Origin of the sequence: Lacticaseibacillus baoqingensis (assembly GCF_003946165.1) — a bacterium.
In the GTDB taxonomy this organism is placed as follows: Bacteria; Bacillota; Bacilli; order Lactobacillales; family Lactobacillaceae; genus Lacticaseibacillus; species Lacticaseibacillus baoqingensis.
Map to the genome: position 1 here is coordinate 16,434 of NZ_RHOI01000017.1, position 18,103 is coordinate 34,536.

15 protein-coding genes and 1 pseudogene are annotated in these 18,103 nt (G+C 52.9%); 8 read left to right on the plus strand and 8 right to left on the minus strand.

All coding sequences use genetic code 11. The features are described 5' to 3' along the window. Positions 1-103 precede the first annotated feature (103 nt). From EKM91_RS08180 to EKM91_RS08190, 3 genes are all read left to right on the plus strand, one after another. Positions 104-2,305: a DEAD/DEAH box helicase gene (locus tag EKM91_RS08180; RefSeq protein ID WP_125752533.1), complete on the plus strand. Its 2,202-nt coding sequence runs from the start codon at positions 104-106 to the stop codon at positions 2,303-2,305. A gap of 477 nt (positions 2,306-2,782) precedes the next feature. Then, entirely contained in the window at positions 2,783-4,012 is a 1,230-nt protein-coding gene (locus tag EKM91_RS08185) for a dicarboxylate/amino acid:cation symporter (protein WP_125752536.1), read from the plus strand. A gap of 6 nt (positions 4,013-4,018) precedes the next feature. Then, positions 4,019-4,981 carry an ATP-grasp domain-containing protein gene (locus EKM91_RS08190; RefSeq protein ID WP_125752539.1) on the plus strand — a complete coding sequence of 321 codons (963 nt, stop codon included), beginning with the start codon at positions 4,019-4,021 and terminating at the stop codon, positions 4,979-4,981. Between the two features lie 223 nt (positions 4,982-5,204). Here the strand turns inward: EKM91_RS08190 and EKM91_RS08195 are convergent, their stop codons facing one another. Then, positions 5,205-5,489, minus strand: a complete 285-nt coding sequence (locus tag EKM91_RS08195) for a hypothetical protein (RefSeq protein ID WP_225419477.1) — start codon at positions 5,487-5,489, stop codon at positions 5,205-5,207. Between the two features lie 227 nt (positions 5,490-5,716). Here EKM91_RS08195 and EKM91_RS08200 point away from each other — a divergent pair, with 227 nt between their 5' ends. Beyond that, entirely contained in the window at positions 5,717-6,862 is a 1,146-nt protein-coding gene (locus EKM91_RS08200; protein ID WP_125752542.1) for a GGDEF domain-containing protein, read from the plus strand. Positions 6,863-6,917: 55 nt separating this feature from the next. Here EKM91_RS08200 and EKM91_RS08205 read toward each other — a convergent pair whose 3' ends face one another. The 3 genes from EKM91_RS08205 to EKM91_RS08215 form a co-directional block, all read right to left on the minus strand. Continuing rightward, a complete protein-coding gene (locus EKM91_RS08205) occupies positions 6,918-8,261 on the minus strand; it encodes a dihydrolipoyl dehydrogenase family protein (RefSeq protein ID WP_125752545.1) in 1,344 nt (447 codons plus the stop codon). 60 nt (positions 8,262-8,321) lie between these two features. Continuing rightward, the gene (locus EKM91_RS08210; RefSeq protein WP_125752548.1) at positions 8,322-8,750 is read right to left on the minus strand and encodes a MarR family winged helix-turn-helix transcriptional regulator; all 429 of its coding nucleotides are present in this window, start codon (positions 8,748-8,750) and stop codon (positions 8,322-8,324) included. Between the two features lie 168 nt (positions 8,751-8,918). Further along, positions 8,919-9,347 (minus strand): nucleoside-diphosphate kinase, encoded by a 429-nt coding sequence (locus EKM91_RS08215; RefSeq protein ID WP_125752551.1) that lies wholly within the window; start codon positions 9,345-9,347, stop codon positions 8,919-8,921. Positions 9,348-9,532: 185 nt separating this feature from the next. Here EKM91_RS08215 and EKM91_RS08220 point away from each other — a divergent pair, with 185 nt between their 5' ends. Next, entirely contained in the window at positions 9,533-10,285 is a 753-nt protein-coding gene (locus tag EKM91_RS08220; RefSeq protein WP_125752554.1) for a hypothetical protein, read from the plus strand. Positions 10,286-10,490: 205 nt separating this feature from the next. After that, positions 10,491-10,997 carry a sigma-70 family RNA polymerase sigma factor gene (locus EKM91_RS08225; RefSeq protein ID WP_164508507.1) on the plus strand — a complete coding sequence of 169 codons (507 nt, stop codon included), beginning with the start codon at positions 10,491-10,493 and terminating at the stop codon, positions 10,995-10,997. A 198-nt stretch (positions 10,998-11,195) separates the two neighbouring features. Here EKM91_RS08225 and EKM91_RS08230 read toward each other — a convergent pair. The 4 genes and pseudogenes from EKM91_RS08230 to EKM91_RS08245 form a co-directional block, all read right to left on the minus strand. After that, positions 11,196-11,777 (minus strand): annotated as a pseudogene (locus EKM91_RS08230) (GH25 family lysozyme); the annotation flags it as partial. After that, positions 11,770-11,931 (minus strand): YvrJ family protein, encoded by a 162-nt coding sequence (locus tag EKM91_RS14080; protein WP_225419478.1) that lies wholly within the window; start codon positions 11,929-11,931, stop codon positions 11,770-11,772. The gene EKM91_RS14080 and the pseudogene EKM91_RS08230, both read right to left, overlap by 8 nt. Positions 11,932-12,000: 69 nt before the next feature. Further along, the gene (locus EKM91_RS08240; RefSeq protein WP_125752563.1) at positions 12,001-12,234 is read right to left on the minus strand and encodes a DUF2922 family protein; all 234 of its coding nucleotides are present in this window, start codon (positions 12,232-12,234) and stop codon (positions 12,001-12,003) included. A 360-nt stretch (positions 12,235-12,594) separates the two neighbouring features. Beyond that, on the minus strand, positions 12,595-12,804 hold the full coding sequence (locus tag EKM91_RS08245; RefSeq protein ID WP_125752566.1) for a PH domain-containing protein: 210 nt from the start codon (positions 12,802-12,804) through the stop codon (positions 12,595-12,597). Between the two features lie 225 nt (positions 12,805-13,029). Here EKM91_RS08245 and EKM91_RS08250 point away from each other — a divergent pair, with 225 nt between their 5' ends. Together EKM91_RS08250 and EKM91_RS08255 are read left to right on the plus strand one after the other, a co-directional pair. After that, positions 13,030-17,427, plus strand: coding sequence for a MucBP domain-containing protein (locus EKM91_RS08250; protein WP_125752571.1), 4,398 nt, complete (start codon positions 13,030-13,032; stop codon positions 17,425-17,427). 156 nt (positions 17,428-17,583) lie between these two features. Beyond that, positions 17,584-18,102, plus strand: coding sequence for a TetR/AcrR family transcriptional regulator (locus tag EKM91_RS08255; RefSeq protein WP_125752573.1), 519 nt, complete (start codon positions 17,584-17,586; stop codon positions 18,100-18,102). The last annotated feature ends 1 nt before the right edge of the window (position 18,103 follow it).

The window sequence follows — 18,103 nt, forward strand, 5'->3', positions numbered from 1 at the left end:
TGCGAAAATGATAAATGAGTATGGGATGATTGCTCAAGTTGGCGTAATGTAGTGATAAGTGGTTAAAGGGCCAATAAGCGTACTAATATTGGGGGAGCATGACATGGTAGCTATTACTAAGGCAGCAGCCAGCAAAATAGTAGCAGAACTTAAACAATTGCAAGCCAAACAAGCAACGCTCACGCCGATCAATCAAGCGTTAGCCAATCAGTTGGCAGAGGCAGCTGATTCATTATATCAACGTGAGCAAGCAGATGCGCTTGCTCACTTGACGGTCAAGGAATTAGCGGGATTAAGCTACCAGCTGGATCCGATCGCGCTGGCTGATCAGGGAATTGGTTCCTTGGGTAAGCTGTTAGAAACGATACATCAGCAGAATGCATTACCGGGCGTTTCAGATCGATCAGAACTGCAATCGATCACGACTCAGGCAGAGAAAATTGCCAAGAATTTACGCGCAGCCGTTAAACTGAAGATCGATTTTGATGCTTATGCGACAGAAAGTGCGCGACTAGTCCATTACGTGCGGATCAATGAGGCCGTGGGACAGTTTTTGCAGGCGCAAGCAACGCAATCACGTGAATTGACCCAACGTATCGATGAGGTCACTAACAAGCTGGACATCAACACATTTGGGCGGATTCGCTGGTGGCTGACCCCTGAAAAGGCAAAAGCAGCTCAAGTCGAAAAAGTTGAGACGATCAGCCAGTTAAATACGGAATTGGCGGCTTGGTATACCGCTTGTTTTGACCAGATCAACCACTACACCAGTTACCAAATAGCGGTTGAACGCGCGGAATTTGAGCATAGTGCAGCCGCGTTATACGCTCAGTTTGAAGCGCTGAAGCTTCCCGGTACGGCGACGCCAGTATTTGATCAGACAATGATCCCACGTTCTTTGGCTGCTAAAGTTGAAGCCATCGAGTATGACACAACTTATCTCAAAGCGACGCTGCGAGGGTGGCAGCAGTTTGGCGTCAAGTTTATTCTTGCAAATCATAAAGTACTGCTGGGGGATGAAATGGGCTTGGGAAAAACAGTTCAGGCACTGGCTGCGATCGCGGCCAAACGCGCGGAAGGGGTGACGCACTTTCTGGTCGTTTGTCCAAACAGCATTGTGATCAACTGGTTGAGAGAAATTAAAACCCATACTCATATTTCAGCAATCAATTTGCACGGTGCTCCCGCAGCTCGAGCTCAAGCACTGGCAAAGTGGGTCACAGAAGGTGGGATCGCGGTATGCAACTATGAAGCTGTGTGGCGTTTAGATAAACAAAAGGTGTTTGACAATACGCAGTTTCTTGTAGCCGATGAGGCGCATATGGTAAAAAATCCCGGCCGTAAGCGTTCCGATTTTGTGACATCGTTGGCAGAAGCAGTGCCGATGGCAGTATTCATGACAGGGACGGCTTTGGAAAACCATCTTGAAGATATGATCAATCTGATTGCACCGCTAGCACCGGATATTTTAGATCATTATGGCTTAGCAGAAGTTGACCGTGGCGATGGCTTTTTGCGCTGGTTGCGCCAAGATGAGTTAGATACACTAGAGAGTAGCGGTTTTAAGAAAATGATCGCACCGGTGTACTTGCGGCGTAATCGAGCAGACGTGCTAAAAGAACTGCCGGCAATCACGCAAACACTCGAATGGTCTGAATTTAGTCCCTATCAAGCCGCAGAATATAAACGTGCGGTGCAGGAGCGCGGATTTATGGCAATGCGCCAAGTTGGATGGGCAGGCCAGGGATCAAAAGATACGCCTAAGTTAGAACGGTTAAAAGAGATCTGCGCAGAGGCTGCGACCAATCATGAGAAAGTATTGTTCTTCTCATTTTTCCGTCAGGTATTGCAAAGAGTCGCGCATGAATTATCAGATATTGCAGTTGCCCCAATCATGGGTGGGGTGGCGACTAGTGAGCGTCAAGCGCGCATCGATGAGTTTATTCACTCATCGACCAAGTTTGTGATGCCAGCACAAATCGATACGTTAGGCTACGGCTTAAATTTGCAAGCGGCCAATATCGTGATATTTGCAGAGCCGCAATTGAAACCGTCAACGGAAGCGCAAGCCTTGTCGCGTGCTTATCGTATGGGGCAAACCAAGCATGTTTTTGTCTATCGATTATTGACCGAAGATAGTGTGGACGAGTTAATGCTCGCGATGCTGGATTCAAAGCAACGCTTGTTTGATATTTATGCAAAAGATTCTGTGGCAGCGCGCAGTTCCGCAGCTGCGGTAGATCCAGATGAAGTCAAGCTGGAAAAGCAGATTTTGGCGCACGAGGCAAAACGCTTAGCCGTGTAGGAGCCACGCAAAATTTCCCAATCTCCCCTTGACTTTCGTTTAGTAAGGAACTATATTAAACTACAATTAAGAACTGATTAAGACGTTGATGGAAAGAGTACCATTTGCAATTAGGGTGAAGCGACTGCTGACAGTGTAAGGGCAGACCGAAACCGAATGGGAAGATGAGTCCGGAGTCCGCAAGCAGTGCAAGCTGTTTGCGCGTGTGGATGCGATACGATCCAAGACATGTTAGTGTCTGTTTGAGGCGGTTTTAGTGACCGCAAAATTGGGTGGTACCACGGAATAACCGTCCCTGCATTGATTGCAGGGGCGGTTTTTTTAGCGAAAGGAGGAAATGACGATGGCAAGACAACGTGAACAGAAAGTGAAAACTTGGTTGATCTTTTGGCGGGGCAGCTCCCAAGGGGAAAACGCCATGTGTTTACAGCCGTTGTTAGGTTGTGATCGTCAACACACAGAAAGTGGGTTTCCTCTATGCAATTATTCAAGAAAATTACGTTGCCTTATCAGCTCCTGATCGCGCTGGTATTAGGCGGTTTGTTCGGCAGCTTCGTTCCGGCACTCGATGGGGCGTATAGCGTTTTAGGGACATTATTCATCAATCTAGTCACCATGATCATCTTGCCATTGATCTTTGCGACGGTGATCTTGGCGGTGGTGCACATTTTTGAAAAAAAGTCCTTCGGCAAGTTATTGCTCAAGACGTTCTTGTACTTCTTCATCGTCACGACGGTATTGATCTTTGTCTACTTAGGCGGGGCGTACCTGCTGGGGTTTGGCAAAGGAGTCTCTGGCACAGCCAGCACGACGGCATTAAAAGGGATCGCGACGAATGTCAATTTGGCTGATTTCCTCACTAACATCGTACCGGCCAATGTCTTTGCCGCATTTAGCAACAACAGCCTCTTGTCGGTGATCTTCTTTGCCATCGTGTTTGGGTTAGGGCTAGGCGCATTTGGCGTCAAGCAAGCACAGCCGCTGTTGGCGGTGCTGGAAGTGATCAATGGGGCTTTAAATAAAGTGACGGCGTTTATCATCAAGCTGTCTCCCATCGGGGTCTTTGGGATCATCGCCCATGATGTCAATACAGTCGGCACGGCGCAGCTCACCAGCTTGTTGACGTTTATCATCGGGTTGTACATCGGCTATGCACTGTTGGCCCTCGTGGTTTTCCCGCTATTGGCGGTCAGCTTCCATGTACCATTTGGCCAGACCTTCCATGAGATCCGCGACTTGTTCTCCTTGGCCTTCTTTTCAGGCAGTTCCAGTGTCGTGCTGCCCAACTTGTTACAACGCTTACGGCGCAAAGATGACGATGGCGTCTCAGACTTCGTGGTGCCGTTAGGGTATACCTTCAATCTAGAAGGGGCGGTCGTGTACTTGGCTTTGGCAGTGGCTTTCATCGCCAACAGCTATGGTATCAACATCTCGTTTGGATCGTTGATCACCGTGACCTTGTTATTGACGCTGGTGTCCAAAACGATCGCCACAGTGCCATCCGGTGCCGTTGTCGTTTTGCTGGCAACTGCGGGTCAGCTTGGCTTGCCAAAAGAAGGCGTGGCGTTGATCTTCGCAGTGGATTTCTTCGCCAATGCTGGGCGCACAGCGCTCAACGTCTTAGGCAATGCGATCGCCGCACGGGCGTTGGCGGCACCGGCCCCAGTTGTCAAAGCGGCACATCATGTTAAAGTTGCGAAAGGATAAATCAATATGACAGCAAAAGTATATGTTTTACAAGAAAATATGGAATGGACCCAACATCTCGTCACTCAACTCGAGGCACAAGCGATCCCTTATGAAGTCTGGGACTTGTCCAGCGGGACCTTAGATCTGGCCAGCACGCCGCCGGCAGGGATCTTTTACAACCGGATGTCCGCATCAGCGCATACCCGCGGTCACCGTTTCGCACCGGAATATGCGGCGCAAGTGATCAAGTGGTTGGAAAACAACCACCGCTTAGTGTTGAACGGGACGGATGCGATCACTTTGGAAGTCTCCAAAGTCCAGCAATACTTGGCGCTGGCGCAAAGCGGGATCCAGACGCCCAAAACTGTGGCGGTATTGGGCAAAGACCGCTTAGTTGAAGCGGCAGAGCAATTCAATGTCTTCCCGTTGATCACCAAGCACAACCGCGCCGGTAAAGGAGCCGGGGTGCACCGCTTCGATTCGGTTGCAGAGTTAGCCGCTTATGTGGATTCACCTGATTTTGAAGAACCGACTGACGGTATCACCTTGTTACAAGCATACATCAAGCCTTATGATGGCCGGGTGCGGCGCTCAGAATTCATCGGCCGCCGCTTCTTATATACCGTTGCGATCGACTCCAGCCAAGGCTTTGAGTTGTGCCCAGCAGACGAATGCCAGATCCCCAACCGCGGGCAATCCAAGTTTGAAATCGTTGATCCGCTGCCACAAGCACAACAAGCCGCCTATGAAGCCTTTTTGGAAGCCAATCATCTTGATGTCGCGGCGGTCGAATGGGTCCAAGCCGAAGACGGGCAAATCTATGTTTATGACGTAAATACCAACACCAACTACAATGAGCAAGCCGAATCTGCAGCTGGTGTGCACGCGCATGAACACCTGGCGCGCTATCTCGGTGCTGCCTTGAACTGGGCAGAAACTACTGGGCAAGGCACAGGCATCGCCACTGCTGCAGCGCTTAACCATTAAATCAAGTCAATATCAAAAGGCTGAGACTCTAAGCGGTTTTAGCCGCTGACACAGACGCCTTGGGGCCGCGATTCACTAAGATCGCGGTTCCAAGGCGTTTGTGCTGCGCGTGGCTTGTGAGAACGCGACGAGATGATCAATGGCTTGGGCTTTGGGATTGATTTTGCCGCCCCAGGTCACCACACCAAATATCCCAGCAAAACCACGGCATTGCCAACCGCTGTCAGCACGGCCCCCAAGTCTTGAAGCGGCTGGCTCGTTGCCCAATGATCCCATCGAATAACTGGACCCCGATCATGGTGAGCGCCAAGGCGACTAAGTACCCGCGTGCAGGAAAAATGAGCAAGCCGCACACGGCGATGACTAAGGCTAAACTGCGCGAAAAGGCGTATTGGGCATTGATCAAAGCGGAACCGGCAGTATTTTTGGCTTGCCAGCAGGCTTGGCTGGCAAAGCCCAAGCTGACGCAGGCGCTAATGGCAGTGACAAGGGCACAAACAATGAACATAATAACCTCCTAGCAGTGACATGCTGATTTCCAGTGTACCAGTTTGCCCTGGGTCAATGCCAGCGCTTGCACCATGGATAGGGACGCAAAGCAATGGTCTGCAAAAATTTTTTCATAAAAAAAGGAAGCATTTGCCGAAAAGTTGCGTACAATAACCTATGAGTACTAAACGGCTCGCTTCGGCGAGTTCACCACATCAATCAATCGTCAGGAAGAAATAACCACATATGGAACTAGCGATTATGTTCATTTTATCTTTGATCACTAATATCATCGTCATGATGGGTGCGACCTCATTCTTTTATTGGCTGGAGTCTGGCACCGCCACGCCTTTTGTGGTGCGACACCGCGAGCCGTTGATGCTGGTGGCCAGCATTGCCTTCATGGTGTATCTGTTCGGGCAAGCTTTGACCAACAGCGCCACTGGGGAGGTGGACACCGGGGCGCATTGGACCTATCTCAACTTGTTGATCATCACGATGTATATCTTGAATATTCAAGTGGCGACGCGTTGGCAGGTGATCGTGGATGGCGGCTTGACGCTGCTTTACTATTTAATGTTCAGCGCACATCTTACGATTTTAGCGATATTGGCGTGGGGCGTGGCGATGGGCAGCTTATGGCTGGTGCAGCGCAATAATCATTGGCTAGTCACGCACCGCTGGCCGAAGTATGGGTTGTTTGCAGTATTTGCTGCAGCGATGCTGGCGATGGTGTATCAGATGCAGACGTATCACTTGGATCTTTGGTTTTGGCTGCGGCAGCTGGTCGCGTTAGGGGTCATCGGCATTTTTTGTCTGGAATTTGACCAGATCATGCACGGGACCAAGGTGCGCACGGATAAAATCGCGATGCTGGCCAATCGCGATCAATTGACTGGGCTGTTGAACTTTGGCACGTTCCAAAATACGTTAGCCCTATACTTTAATCGGTATCAAGCGGGTAAGGTGGATGCTTATTCCGTGTTTGAGTTTGATCTGGATTGGTTCAAGCGCGTTAACGATACATACGGGCATTTGGCGGGCAACCGCGTCTTGCACCGGCTGGCAACGGTGTTGGCCTTGTATGCCGATCAAATCGCGTATCCGGCGACGGTGTATCGCTTAGGCGGCGAAGAGTTTGCCATGTTAGTCGCCGCGCCTTTGAGCCGCGATGAAGCCGTGGAGTTGGCGGAAAATTTTCAGCGGCGATTGCGCGAGATCACCTTCACCGATATTTCGCCAGAGCTGCATATCACGTGTTCGATCGGCGAAGCGTGCGTGCAAGAAAGCGATTATAACGATAATGATGCCTACAAGGCGGCCGATCGCAGTTTGTATCATTCCAAGCAAAATGGGCGCGATCGCGTGACCGTCGCCCCAGATATTCGCTAACAAAAAACACTGCGTTGAGCGCCCGGTTTTCCGGAAGTCTCAGCGCAGCGTTTTTTTATCGTGGCAACAAGTTGCCTAAGAGATCCAAGACCCCAACGGTGGCGCTAGGGAAGGCAAAAATCTGCTGTTGCAGCATCGCGGCGGTGTAGCGGCCGTTGATGATCATGGTCAAAAGGTTGACCAAATCGTCGCTGTCATCGGCATAAAGACTGGCGCCGACGAGATAGCCGTCATGGTCAAACACCAAGGTCGCTTCGGCTTCAGTGGCGCGCTTATATTGGAAGGCCAGCTGTTGGCCAAAAGGCAAGACTTGCGTGCGGAAGTCGTCAGGATGGGCTTGGGCTGTGGCTTGCGAAACCCCGACTTCAGCTAAGCGCGGCATGGTGAAGACGACACTAGGGATCACGGGATAGCTGATCGGTGCCGGATCGCCTAAGATGGCGCGGGCGATGTAGTTGGATTCAAATGTCGCCGTTGGGGTGAGCTTAGCTTGCGGCTTGTCGATGACATCCCCGCTGGCATAAATGTTCGGTACAGCAGTTTGCAGGTGGTCATTGACCTTGATCCCGCGCCGCGATGCGCTGATCCCTAAAGCTTCCAAGCCGAGGTTTTCGACATTGGCCACGCGGCCGGTGGCGCCGAGGATGTAGTCGGTTTCGAGCATCAAGCCGTTGTTGGTGGTGACAGTATAGCCTGTGGCTGTTTTGGCCACGGCGCTGACGGCTTCGTTGAAGTGGAAGCGCACGCCTTGAGCCGTGAGTTTTTGCTGCAGGCGGGCGACATACGTCTGGTTAAAAGGCGCCAAGGCCTTGTCGCTGAATTCCACGATATGGACTTCTTTGCCCATTGTTGCGGCCATGGCAGCAAATTCCATGGCGATGATCCCAGCGCCGATGAAGACCAAGCGCTCAGGCATGTCAGGCAAGTCTAAAAATTCGCGGCTGTCATGGATATGTTCTGCGCCAGCAATAGCCAAAGTCGCCGGACGCTGGCCGGTGCCGATGACGATGTTATCCGTGGTGTAAGTTTTACCGGCCACGGCTACGGTATGGTCGCTCGTGATCGTGGCGGCACCGGTGATCATGGTGATCTTCATTTGCGTGAACAGCTTGGTCATCGTCGGGGCCAAAGGATCGATCACTTGATGCTTGTAGGCCATCAAATCCGCCCAGTTCACCACCGGCACCGCATCGATGCCGTGGCCTTTGAAGCGGTCGAGTTGTTCGACCAGCTGAAATGCGCCGTCTAAAGCGATCTTAGCATCGCAGCCATAGTTGGTGCAGGTGCCGCCGACTAAGTCTTTTTCCACGATCGCCACGCGCTTACCCATTTGCTGCAGCGCCACGGCAGCATGCCAAGTCGCATGCCCGGAACCGATCATCATCACGTCAAAATCCATTTGTGTTGCCTCCATTTTTCTAATTGATCGTGCACGACTGATAAGGGGAAGCAAAACCGCCTAGCCTTGCAAGGCGGCGATCAACTTCTGATTCAATGCCAATGCCTCTTCGTAATCGTCAACGGTGAGGTGATAGCGGCCTAAACAATCTGCCAAGGCTTGTTGGATCGGCGCTTCTTGGGCCTTGGCTTGCGGCGTCAAGTTGATCACCAACCGGCGCTTATCTGCTTGAGGATGCACCCGGGTGAGCCAACCGCGCTCTGCCAGCCGCTTGACCATCGGGGTTAAGGTGTTGGAGCTGAGCTGCAATTCTGAGCCGAGGTCGCGCATTTCGCGGTGGTCGCGATTCCACATCGCCGTCAGTACTAAGTATTGCGGATAGGTCAGGCCAAAATCCGCCAAGGCGAATTGATAAAATTTGTTGAACAGCCGGTTCACATTGTAAACGCTAAAGCACAATTGATCCGCTAAATTCACATGCGAAGTCATGAGATTCTCCTTATTAGTCGTGCACGATTGAAATCAGCATAACGCTTTTGATAAGCAGGCACAAGGACAAGTTTTCAGCCTTGGCAAGCAAAACGCCTTGCAACCGCGATTCTAACAACGAATCGCAGCTCCAAGGCGCTGATGTGATGGGCTAAAACCGCGTATCGCTTAGCCTTTAAAATCAGGGAACCAGATCTTGATCTCCCGCTTGGCACTGGCAGGGGAATCAGAAGAATGGACCACATTGCGGATCGCCCCGAGGTCCCATGCGCGCCCGAAGTCACCGCGGATGGTGCCAGGCAAGGCGTCTTGAGGATTCGTCGGGCCGGTCATCTTACGGAAGGATTCGATCACGTCGACACCGCTGGCAACGATCGCCACTAAGGGGCCTTCCAGCATGAATTCTTCGACATCCGGGTAGTAAGGCTTATCCACGAGTTGGGCATAGTGTTGGCGCAACTCGGCTGGGGTGGCATGGACGACTTTCAAGGCATCGATGCTGAATCGCCGGCGTTCTAAGCGGGTGATCACGTCACCGATATGGCCAGTGGCCACGCCGTCTGGCTTCACTAAGATCAAGGTACTTTCTGTTGGCATAGCGCCCTCCTTATGTTTATCCATAGCTATATTTTACAGTTTTCAGGCGCGGGATGCCACTGTTTCAGAAAAAGGGAGTTAAAAATAGACAGTCTTAAAGAAAGCGATTACAATACGAAGTACATATTCTTTTAATTCCGGAATTGGGTTGTGAGAAAACGTACTATCTTAAAGGAGATGAAACAATGATCATCAGGCAATTGAACGGCAACCAGACCAAGAATATTTTAAAGACGGCAACAACTAGGGTCAAAAATGTGTATTCCAAGGATATCGCATTTATTGCCACCACCACCTATGGTCAGTATCCCACGGTATTCTTTGATACGGTTTTAGGAGCACTGGGCGACTCGCGGCATATCCGAGCTGTGATCCGTCAGGTACGTGAATATTGTCAGATCGACACGCCAGAACGCCAAGCAATCATCTTGGCAGCCTTTCACGCGATCGCACTGGCCAAAACGGGTCAGCATCGGCACCCTGCAGTACCCGTGTCAGCGACGCGCACATTATGGACACCGTTTCCGATCGGGGCAAAAGAGGTGATCTGGTTTGTGAGTAATCGGACGCAAAATTTTGTCGTCAAAGGCAACCGGCTTTATTTTGAGACGATTGCGCATAATGGACAGGTGATCCAGTGGGTGGTCGAAAACGCGATGTTCGTGCCTGAGCGGGTACCCATGATGCAGGAATTCTCGCAACTTGTGATGGCAGCTTTGACACAGCTGGATGCAGGAAGGCTCACATTGATGGATGATATGCTCGACGGCGATTATGCCAATCGCGTCGAACAAAGCCAGCCAGGTCCACCAGCCGATCAAAAACGCTTATGGCACCGCTTAGTGACACAAAGCTTGAATCAATGGCTAGGGGAGGAATTTACGTCAAAACAAATTGAGGAGCTGGCCAGACAATTGATTATCATTTTCGAGAAATAATTCCAGGTAGATCCAACTGCAAAATGTTGATTTAGTCGGTTTCTTGGCCAGCAGCCATACACGTGAGCCACCTTAATTCCTTGCCGCCCAAGGGTTTGGATCGACGCGTGCGGCCAGTTGAGGTGATTGGTATGCTGTGGCCATCTTAAGCGCTTAAGAAATATCCGCCAGTCAGCGGCCGCTGGCTGGCAACAGGATGGATCAGATGATGACAGGTTATGCACTGTTGTTAGCCAACCCTGCCGTGGTGCGCTGGGCCGTCAAACAGCTCGGGCTGACGCCGCAAGCGGCAGATTATGATGATTATGTCAGTTTAGGCGAAGCGCGGTATTTGTATTATTTTGACCGGATGCAGCCACCGCTAAAAACGCCGCAACAACAGGCCAAATTCAATCGCGATGCGGCCTGGCGGATCTACCGCGACCTCAACAAGCACCGCTTGCGCGAAAAGCGGCGCGGCTCACTGGAACAGCTGGCGCCGCAGCCGCCTGTCGCCACAGGCGTGGACACGACTAGATTGGAGGTGGCAGAAGCACTTGTTGATCTGTGGCCAAAGCTGACGCCACAAGCCCAGGCAGTCTTGCAGCTGCGTTTTGATTCGCAACTGACCAATCGTGAAATCGCCGCGCGCTTAAAAATCTCAGTCCAGCGGGTCTGGCAGCTGACGCAGCAGATCCAGCAAGCCTATCAACGCGGGCTAACACCAGATTAGCGGGTGTACAAAGCCGGCAGGCGGTGTGATCAGACCAGCGGCAGCTCCCAGCGCAGCAGGCAAAAACGCCTCATTCAAGACATGCGTAAAGTACCAATTGTTTACACCGTTGTATGAGAAAATGAAAGCGCAGAAAAATAGCGGGTCCCACCTGGCAGTCGTCAGTGGGGACCCGCTTTTTGTAGAAGATCAAAGCTTGGTGTATAGGCCTTTGAAGTCATAACTCATATCCACGCCCAAGCCTTGGAAGTTGTTGGTGTACTGCCAAGTGCCGACGCCATCGACGCCTGGCTTGGTGACGCCGTAATTGGCGATCCAGCGATTCTTGGCAAGCAAGAGGTTAGGGTCTAAGCGCTTGTTCCAGATCCAGCTGGCCATCGTGTAGAAATCGACCTTCGGATAGCCGGCTGCTTTGACGGTCGCCAAGAAGGTATTGGTCAACGCCGTCAGTCCCGTCTTAGGTAAGGTGCCATCTTCGACATCAGCGGCTAACACAGACGTGCCATTGAGCCCCAAGGACTTGGCGACTTGGGTGAAAAACCTGGCTTCGGATTGCGCTTGGGCGGTGGTTTGATACCGCGCATAGTGGTAGCCGTGCACATGCAGCCCTGCCGCCCATGCCTGGCGGATCTGGGCGCTGGCTTTGGGATTCTTGTAGGTCGTGCCTTCGGTGAGCTTGACGATCACAGCCTTGACGCCTTTTTGCGCCAAGGTCTTGAAAAATGCGGCAGTATCCGGATTCCAACTGGAAACATCGGCGACAAATTGGTAATTAGCCATGATTCAACGGGTCCTCCTTCTTGATCGCTTGCGTCAGCGCCTGAATATCGGCGGACATCAACTCCAGGCGCTTGTCGATTTTCGTTAGTAAAATGATGGCGATCACGCCACCGATCGCCTGATCAAGCAGGCTGCTGACAAACTGTGTGTCCATCGTCTTTCCTCCTTCTAGCATACCCCTGATACCCTCGACCCGCAGGCCCTCGCTGCCACCCGCGAGCGTTTAGCGCAGGACGATTTGATGCGTGGTCGTGGTGACTTGGTTGGCTTCAAGGGCTTGCGTATAAAGCAGCACCTCGCCGCGTTGGAAAGCATTCAAATTCGCCAGATCATCCAAAGCCGCATCCGCCTTCTCGACGGTCACATCATTGCGCAACTGCGACACCGTAAAGTTATACCGACCGCCATCAGAGCCAAAATAGCTCAACCGGACAGTCCGAGTAGTCGTATCAGCCATCAAGATCCTTCCTTTCAAGTAAAGAGCGTGAGCCAGCACGGTTTTAGGTGAGTGCACAAGACAGCGTGACGGGGTGCGGCGTCAGCCGTGCGCCGGTGCGATGGCTTGTGTGCCTCACCGTTGTGCTGGGGATCGCGTTTAAATCAGAGCGTGAGCCAAGGCGCACTTAGGGGTGTGGGTAAAGCAGCGTGACGCCAGCGCGGCGCAGCCGAGCGGGTGGCGCGATGATTTACCCGCGACCCCGTTGCCTTGGAGATCGCGTTTAGTCAGAGCGTGAGCCAGCACGGTTTTAGGTGCGATGCCTCACCGTTGCCTTGGGGAACGCGTTTAATCAAACCGTGAGCCAGCCTAAATCAACCCTTATTCCGGATTGATCTCATCAACTCGACTCAGCAAAAGGGAACCGTGCAGATCCTCATCAAACGAATTAACGATGCGCTCGATGCCTTGCAGCTGCACATCGGTGATGCCGATGATCAAGTTGGAAAAGGCGCGAGTGGTGCTGGCGTTAGGATCGTCGCCGTGAACCGACCGGATCCGCACACTATTGGAGATCGTTGTGCGTGCCATGGGAATTCCTCCTTTCAAGTTTGATCGTGGTACACCCTTATAAGGCATTGAGAACCAAAATTTTAAAGGGAATGACGAAAATATTTCACCCAAGTGTTCCCAATTTAGACAAAAGTTTTTATGCATCTTGATAAACATTTCAGAATATTTCGCCTATAATAAATCTTGTAAGCCCGCATTTTGCAATCTTGTTAGTTATCGAAAATTTGTCAGGAGGAATTATTCATGAAAGATCGTCGTGGGGATAAGAAATTATATAAGACACGTCGGGGGTGGATGGCCGCAGGGGTCGCCGCATTAGCCCTGCTGTCTGCTCAAGCAATCAATACCCCAACTGCACAATCGGTGCACGCCGATACCACTCAAAGCCAAACGGCCACAACAGACACCTCGACACCAGCGTCAACTGCTGGTGCCGCAACGGCAACGCCAACCACCGCGGCTCAAGACCAATTGAATGCCGCCGTCCAAGCCATGATCGACGCGGTGAACAACGCTGATCTCAGCTCCGATGCTGGGATCCAAGCCGCAGCTGCAGCCGCCGCCAAACAAGAAGGCGCCATGAATGACGCCGTCACGGCGGGGGCGTCGATGCAAGCAGTGCCTGCTGATTTGATGACGAACATGCAAGCGGCCATGACCAAGCTTAGTGACGCGCAAAAAAAGGCCGTTCCACAAGCCAAACTGAACACCGCCATCCAGACCTTGATCGATGCGGTGAATAACGCGGACTTGAGCACCGATGCCGGCTTCAAAGCCGCCACGGATGCCGCGGGCCAACAAGAAGCGGCGATCAGTGATGCCCTCAATGAAGGGGCTTCGATGAATGACGTGCCGGCTGACTTGCAGTCTGGAATGGACGCTGCCTTAGGCAAGTTAAGCGACGTGCAACAAAAGGCAGTCCCACAAAACAAGCTCAACGCTGCGGCGCAAGCAATCGTTGACGCAGTGAATAATGCTGATCTGACTACTGACGCCGGCTTCAAAGCGGCCAGCGATACTGCCAGCCAACAAGAACAAGCCATGAGTGACGCCACCAATGATGGCGCGTCGACAGATGCCATGCCTGCCAGCTTGAAGAGTGATCTGCAAGCGGCCATGGCCAAGCTCAGCGCCGTGCAGCAAAAAGCGGTCCCACAAAACAAGCTCAACGCCGCGGCCCAAGCAATCGTTGATGCGGTGAATAACGCTGATCTGACTACTGACGCCGGCTTCAAGACGGCCAGCGATACCGCCAGCCAACAAGAACAAGCCATGAACGATGCCGCCAATGATGGTGCCTCTACCGACGCCATGCCTGCTGACTTGAAGAGTGACCTCACTGCCGCATTGGCAAAACTTAGTGCCGTGCAACAAAAGACGGTGCCGCAAGACCACTTGAATGCCGCGGCGCAAGCGATCGTTGACGCGGTGAACAACGCTGATCTAACCACTGACGCTGGCTTCAAAGCAGCTAGTGATGCCGCCAGCAAACAAGAACAAGCCATGAGCGATGCCGTCAACGATGGTGCTGCCACCGACGCCATGCCTGCTGACTTGAAGAGCGAGCTCACTGCCGCATTGGCCAAACTCAGCGCGGTGCAGCAAAAGACCGTGCCGCAAGATCATCTCAACGCTGCCGCGCAAGCGATCGTTGATGCGGTAAACGCGATCCCAGATGGCGCGACTGCTGATGATCCAACCGTACAAGCGGCTAAGACCACCGCGGACCAACAAGAACAAGCCATTAGCGACGCGACGACAGCTGGGGCTTCCATGGATGCGGTGCCGGCTGCGTTGAAGAGTGACTTGCAAAACGCCTTGACCAAGTTAGCCGGTTATCAAAATCTTGCGGTTGCCCAAACCAACTTGAATAACGCCGCGCAAGCTTATGTGGATACCATGAAGCAGCTTGTGAAGCCGGCAGATGTGACCGAAGACTTGGCGAAGTTAGCGACGATCGATGGCGATATCCAAAAGGCCTTAGCTAATGGGGCCACTATTGATGCACTGCCAGACGATTTGATCTACCAATATTATGGCGCGATCGACAGTGAAGTATCACCGTTTACTGTGATCAAGCGCGATCAGACGACTGGCATGACTGTCGGGGATCCGGTGACTTTATATGGGCCAACAGGCAAGCAATTTACCGTCGCTGATCTAGGGGACGCCTTGGCGCTGCCTGGTTATAAACTGTCTAACACCGTTGCTGATCCGATCACTGCTGATGGCAAGAGTCATTTTAACGCTTGGTATAATGCCTTGCCGCAAGACTTAACGGTGCGCTACGCTGATACCACCGGCAAGCAGCTCAAGGATGACACGACATTGGCTGACGTGGCCAAAACCGGCGAAACCGTTGACTTGAGCAAGCTGGGTCTGGACACCACGGTGGCCGGCTACACCTTGCAAAGCACCTTGAATCCCGCTTATGTGGTTAAAGGCGCCGACAATCTGGTCACCTTGTTGTACCAAGGCGATCCGCAAACAGTCAGCGTCCACTATACCGACGTGGCGGGCAACGAATTGCAAGCCGCGACTGATTTGGATGCGGTCACCGGTGAAACCATCGATCTCAGCAAGCAAAACCTCGCCACCACGATCCCAGGCTACACCTTGCAAAGCGAATTGAACCCAGCTTATGTGGTCAAAGACGGCGACAATAAGATTGATCTGTTATATGCTGCGGCGCCACAAAGCCTGACCATCAACTACCAAGACGCCACCACCGGCAAGATCCTTAAAGATGCCACTGATCTGGGCAAGATCGGTGTCACTGGCGAAGCCGTCGATTTAGGCGCTCAGGGACTGGAAACCACGATCCCCGGCTACACCTTGCAAAGCACCTTGAACCCGGCCTATGTTTTGAAGGCTGGCGGCAATGCGATCACGCTGTTGTACCAAGGCAACCCGCAAAAAGTCAACGTGCACTACACGGACGTAGCCGGTCACGAACTAAAGACTGCGACTGGCATTGATGCGATCACTGGCGAAACTGTCGACCTCAGCAAACAAAATCTCGACACCGCGATCCCAGGTTACAGCTTGCAAAGCGGCTTGAACCCGGCTTATGTGGTCAAAGACGGCAACAATAACATTGCTCTGTTATACACGGCAGACCCGCAAAGTCTCACGGTCAACTACCAAGACGCCACCACCGGCCAGACGCTGAAAGATGCGACTGATCTGGGTAAGATCGGTGTCACTGGCGAAGCCGTTGACTTAGGCGCTCAAGGGCTGGAGACGACGATCCCCGGATACACCTTGCAAAGCACCTTGAACCCAGCCTATGTATTGAAAGCTGGCGGCAACGCGATCACGCTGTTGTACCAAGGCAACCCGCAAAAGGTCAACGTGCACTACACGGACGTGGCCGGTCATGAACTGAAGCCGGCTACCGGCATCGATGCGATCACTGGCGAAACGGTCGACCTCAGCAAGCAAAATCTCGACACCGCGATCCCAGGTTACAGCTTGCAAAGCAGCTTGAACCCAGCGTATGTGGTCAAGGATGGCAACAACAATATCTACTTGCTGTATACCGCCGAAACGCAGCCGGTCACGGTGCACTACCAAGACGCCAAGACTGGCCAAGAACTGAAGACCGCTACTGAATTACCAGCCGCGGCTACCGGCACCGTGATCGATTTGACCAAGCAAGGGCTGGATACCACGATCCCTGGTTACACGCTGCAAAGTCAGCTGAATCCGGCTTACACGGTCAAAGCCGGCGCCAACGACATCACCTTGCTGTATTTAGGCGATGCGCAGAATCTGATCGTGCACAGCGTCTTGGCAGGAACTAAGACCAAGCTGATCGCCGATCAAACCTTTGCCCCATTTGCTGCGACTGGGGATGTGGTTGACCTCAACACCGTCGGCATCCGCACCTTCGTGCCAGGCTATGAGCTGAAGACGCCATTGGATCAAGCGTATACCGTCACCGCTGGCGATAACGAGATCTGGGTCGAATATGTCAAAAAGGACCTCGATTCTGATCCAATCATTACCCACCCAGCCACTGGCGATAACGGCGACAACGGTGACACCACCGGCAAGCCAAACACCGGGGACAATGGCGGCACTACCACGACGCCGAATAACGGCGACAACGGTGACACCACCGGCAAGCCAAGTACCGGCGACAACGGCGGCACTACCACGACGCCAAATAACGGTGACAACGGCGGCACTACCAGCAAGCCGAACACCGGCGACAACGGCGGCACCACCACGACGCCGAATAACGGCGACAATGGCGGCACCACCAGCAAGCCGAATACCGGCGACAACGGTGGCACCACCAGCAAGCCAAATACCGGCGACAATGGCGGCACGGCGACCAAGCCAACTACTGGCGATACCGCCACGACACCAGACTTTGGCAACGATGGCGCGCCTGCCACAGGCAACCAAGGCACGCCAGCTAAGGGCACTGCTGGCACGCCAACCAGCCTGGTTCAGCCGACTGTTAACCAGACGCCAGCGACAACGGCGCCAGTGGCTGCGGCAACAAGCAAGCAGGCCGCTTACCCGCAAACCGGGGATGACACCAACACTGCTGCGGCTGTTGCAGGCATTGGTGTGATCGGGGCGTTCTTGGCCTTAGCCGGGATCGACCGCAAGAAGCGCCGCGCCTAAATTAATCTGGATGACGAAAGCCACGACTCATTGAGCCGTGGCTTTTTTGTGTGGGGCGATAATAAATTTTGTGATTGCCATTGACACGGTGTCACTATGTGGTAAACTGATCCCTATCAAGTCGGTGACACGATGTCACCAAGGACAGGAGAACCTATGCCATTACCAACCTTTAACCATTTACCTGCTGATAAACAAGCCCGCGTGCGCGCGGCGCTGCTAGAAGAGTTCAGCCAATACCCGCTGGCGCAAGCGCAAGTGGCGCGCATCGTCAAAAGCGCCGGGATCGCGCGCGGAGCCTTTTATAAATATTATGCCGATCTCAATGATGCCTACCGCGACTTATTCGGCGTGGCGATGCAGGCGATCCATCAAGGGATGCCGGCGCGGCCGACCGCGGACAATATTCCCGCGTATGTCGACACGATCCGCGAGTTCATGGCTCGCACCGATCAAAGCGGCTATCGGCGCCTGATCGCGATGCATTACCGCTATAACGAAGGGGCTTTTGGGGCTCAGCCGACGAAGCTGACCGCAGATCCCCAAGCAGCGCGGGAGTGGGCGCGCACGGTGTTGTACCACCAGACGGTGCGCGATATCGTGTTGGCGCCAGAGACCCAAGCCGCACGACTCAAGCAGCTGGAAGCGGCGCTTTTAGTTGGAAAGGATGCTTAAT

Coding starts and splice junctions, on each gene's coding strand:
- EKM91_RS08210 (WP_125752548.1), bottom strand. CDS start 8,750: ATGACTTCGCATGTGAATTTAGCGGATCAATTGTGCTTTAGCGTTTAC.
- EKM91_RS08195 (WP_225419477.1), bottom strand. CDS start 5,489: ATGTTCATTGTTTGTGCCCTTGTCACTGCCATTAGCGCCTGCGTCAGC.
- EKM91_RS08250 (WP_125752571.1), top strand. CDS start 13,030: ATGAAAGATCGTCGTGGGGATAAGAAATTATATAAGACACGTCGGGGG.
- EKM91_RS08180 (WP_125752533.1), top strand. CDS start 104: ATGGTAGCTATTACTAAGGCAGCAGCCAGCAAAATAGTAGCAGAACTT.
- EKM91_RS08215 (WP_125752551.1), bottom strand. CDS start 9,347: ATGCCAACAGAAAGTACCTTGATCTTAGTGAAGCCAGACGGCGTGGCC.
- EKM91_RS08255 (WP_125752573.1), top strand. CDS start 17,584: ATGCCATTACCAACCTTTAACCATTTACCTGCTGATAAACAAGCCCGC.
- EKM91_RS08190 (WP_125752539.1), top strand. CDS start 4,019: ATGACAGCAAAAGTATATGTTTTACAAGAAAATATGGAATGGACCCAA.
- EKM91_RS08220 (WP_125752554.1), top strand. CDS start 9,533: ATGATCATCAGGCAATTGAACGGCAACCAGACCAAGAATATTTTAAAG.
- EKM91_RS08200 (WP_125752542.1), top strand. CDS start 5,717: ATGGAACTAGCGATTATGTTCATTTTATCTTTGATCACTAATATCATC.
- EKM91_RS14080 (WP_225419478.1), bottom strand. CDS start 11,931: ATGGACACACAGTTTGTCAGCAGCCTGCTTGATCAGGCGATCGGTGGC.
- EKM91_RS08245 (WP_125752566.1), bottom strand. CDS start 12,804: ATGGCACGCACAACGATCTCCAATAGTGTGCGGATCCGGTCGGTTCAC.
- EKM91_RS08185 (WP_125752536.1), top strand. CDS start 2,783: ATGCAATTATTCAAGAAAATTACGTTGCCTTATCAGCTCCTGATCGCG.
- EKM91_RS08205 (WP_125752545.1), bottom strand. CDS start 8,261: ATGGATTTTGACGTGATGATGATCGGTTCCGGGCATGCGACTTGGCAT.
- EKM91_RS08240 (WP_125752563.1), bottom strand. CDS start 12,234: ATGGCTGATACGACTACTCGGACTGTCCGGTTGAGCTATTTTGGCTCT.
- EKM91_RS08225 (WP_164508507.1), top strand. CDS start 10,491: ATGATGACAGGTTATGCACTGTTGTTAGCCAACCCTGCCGTGGTGCGC.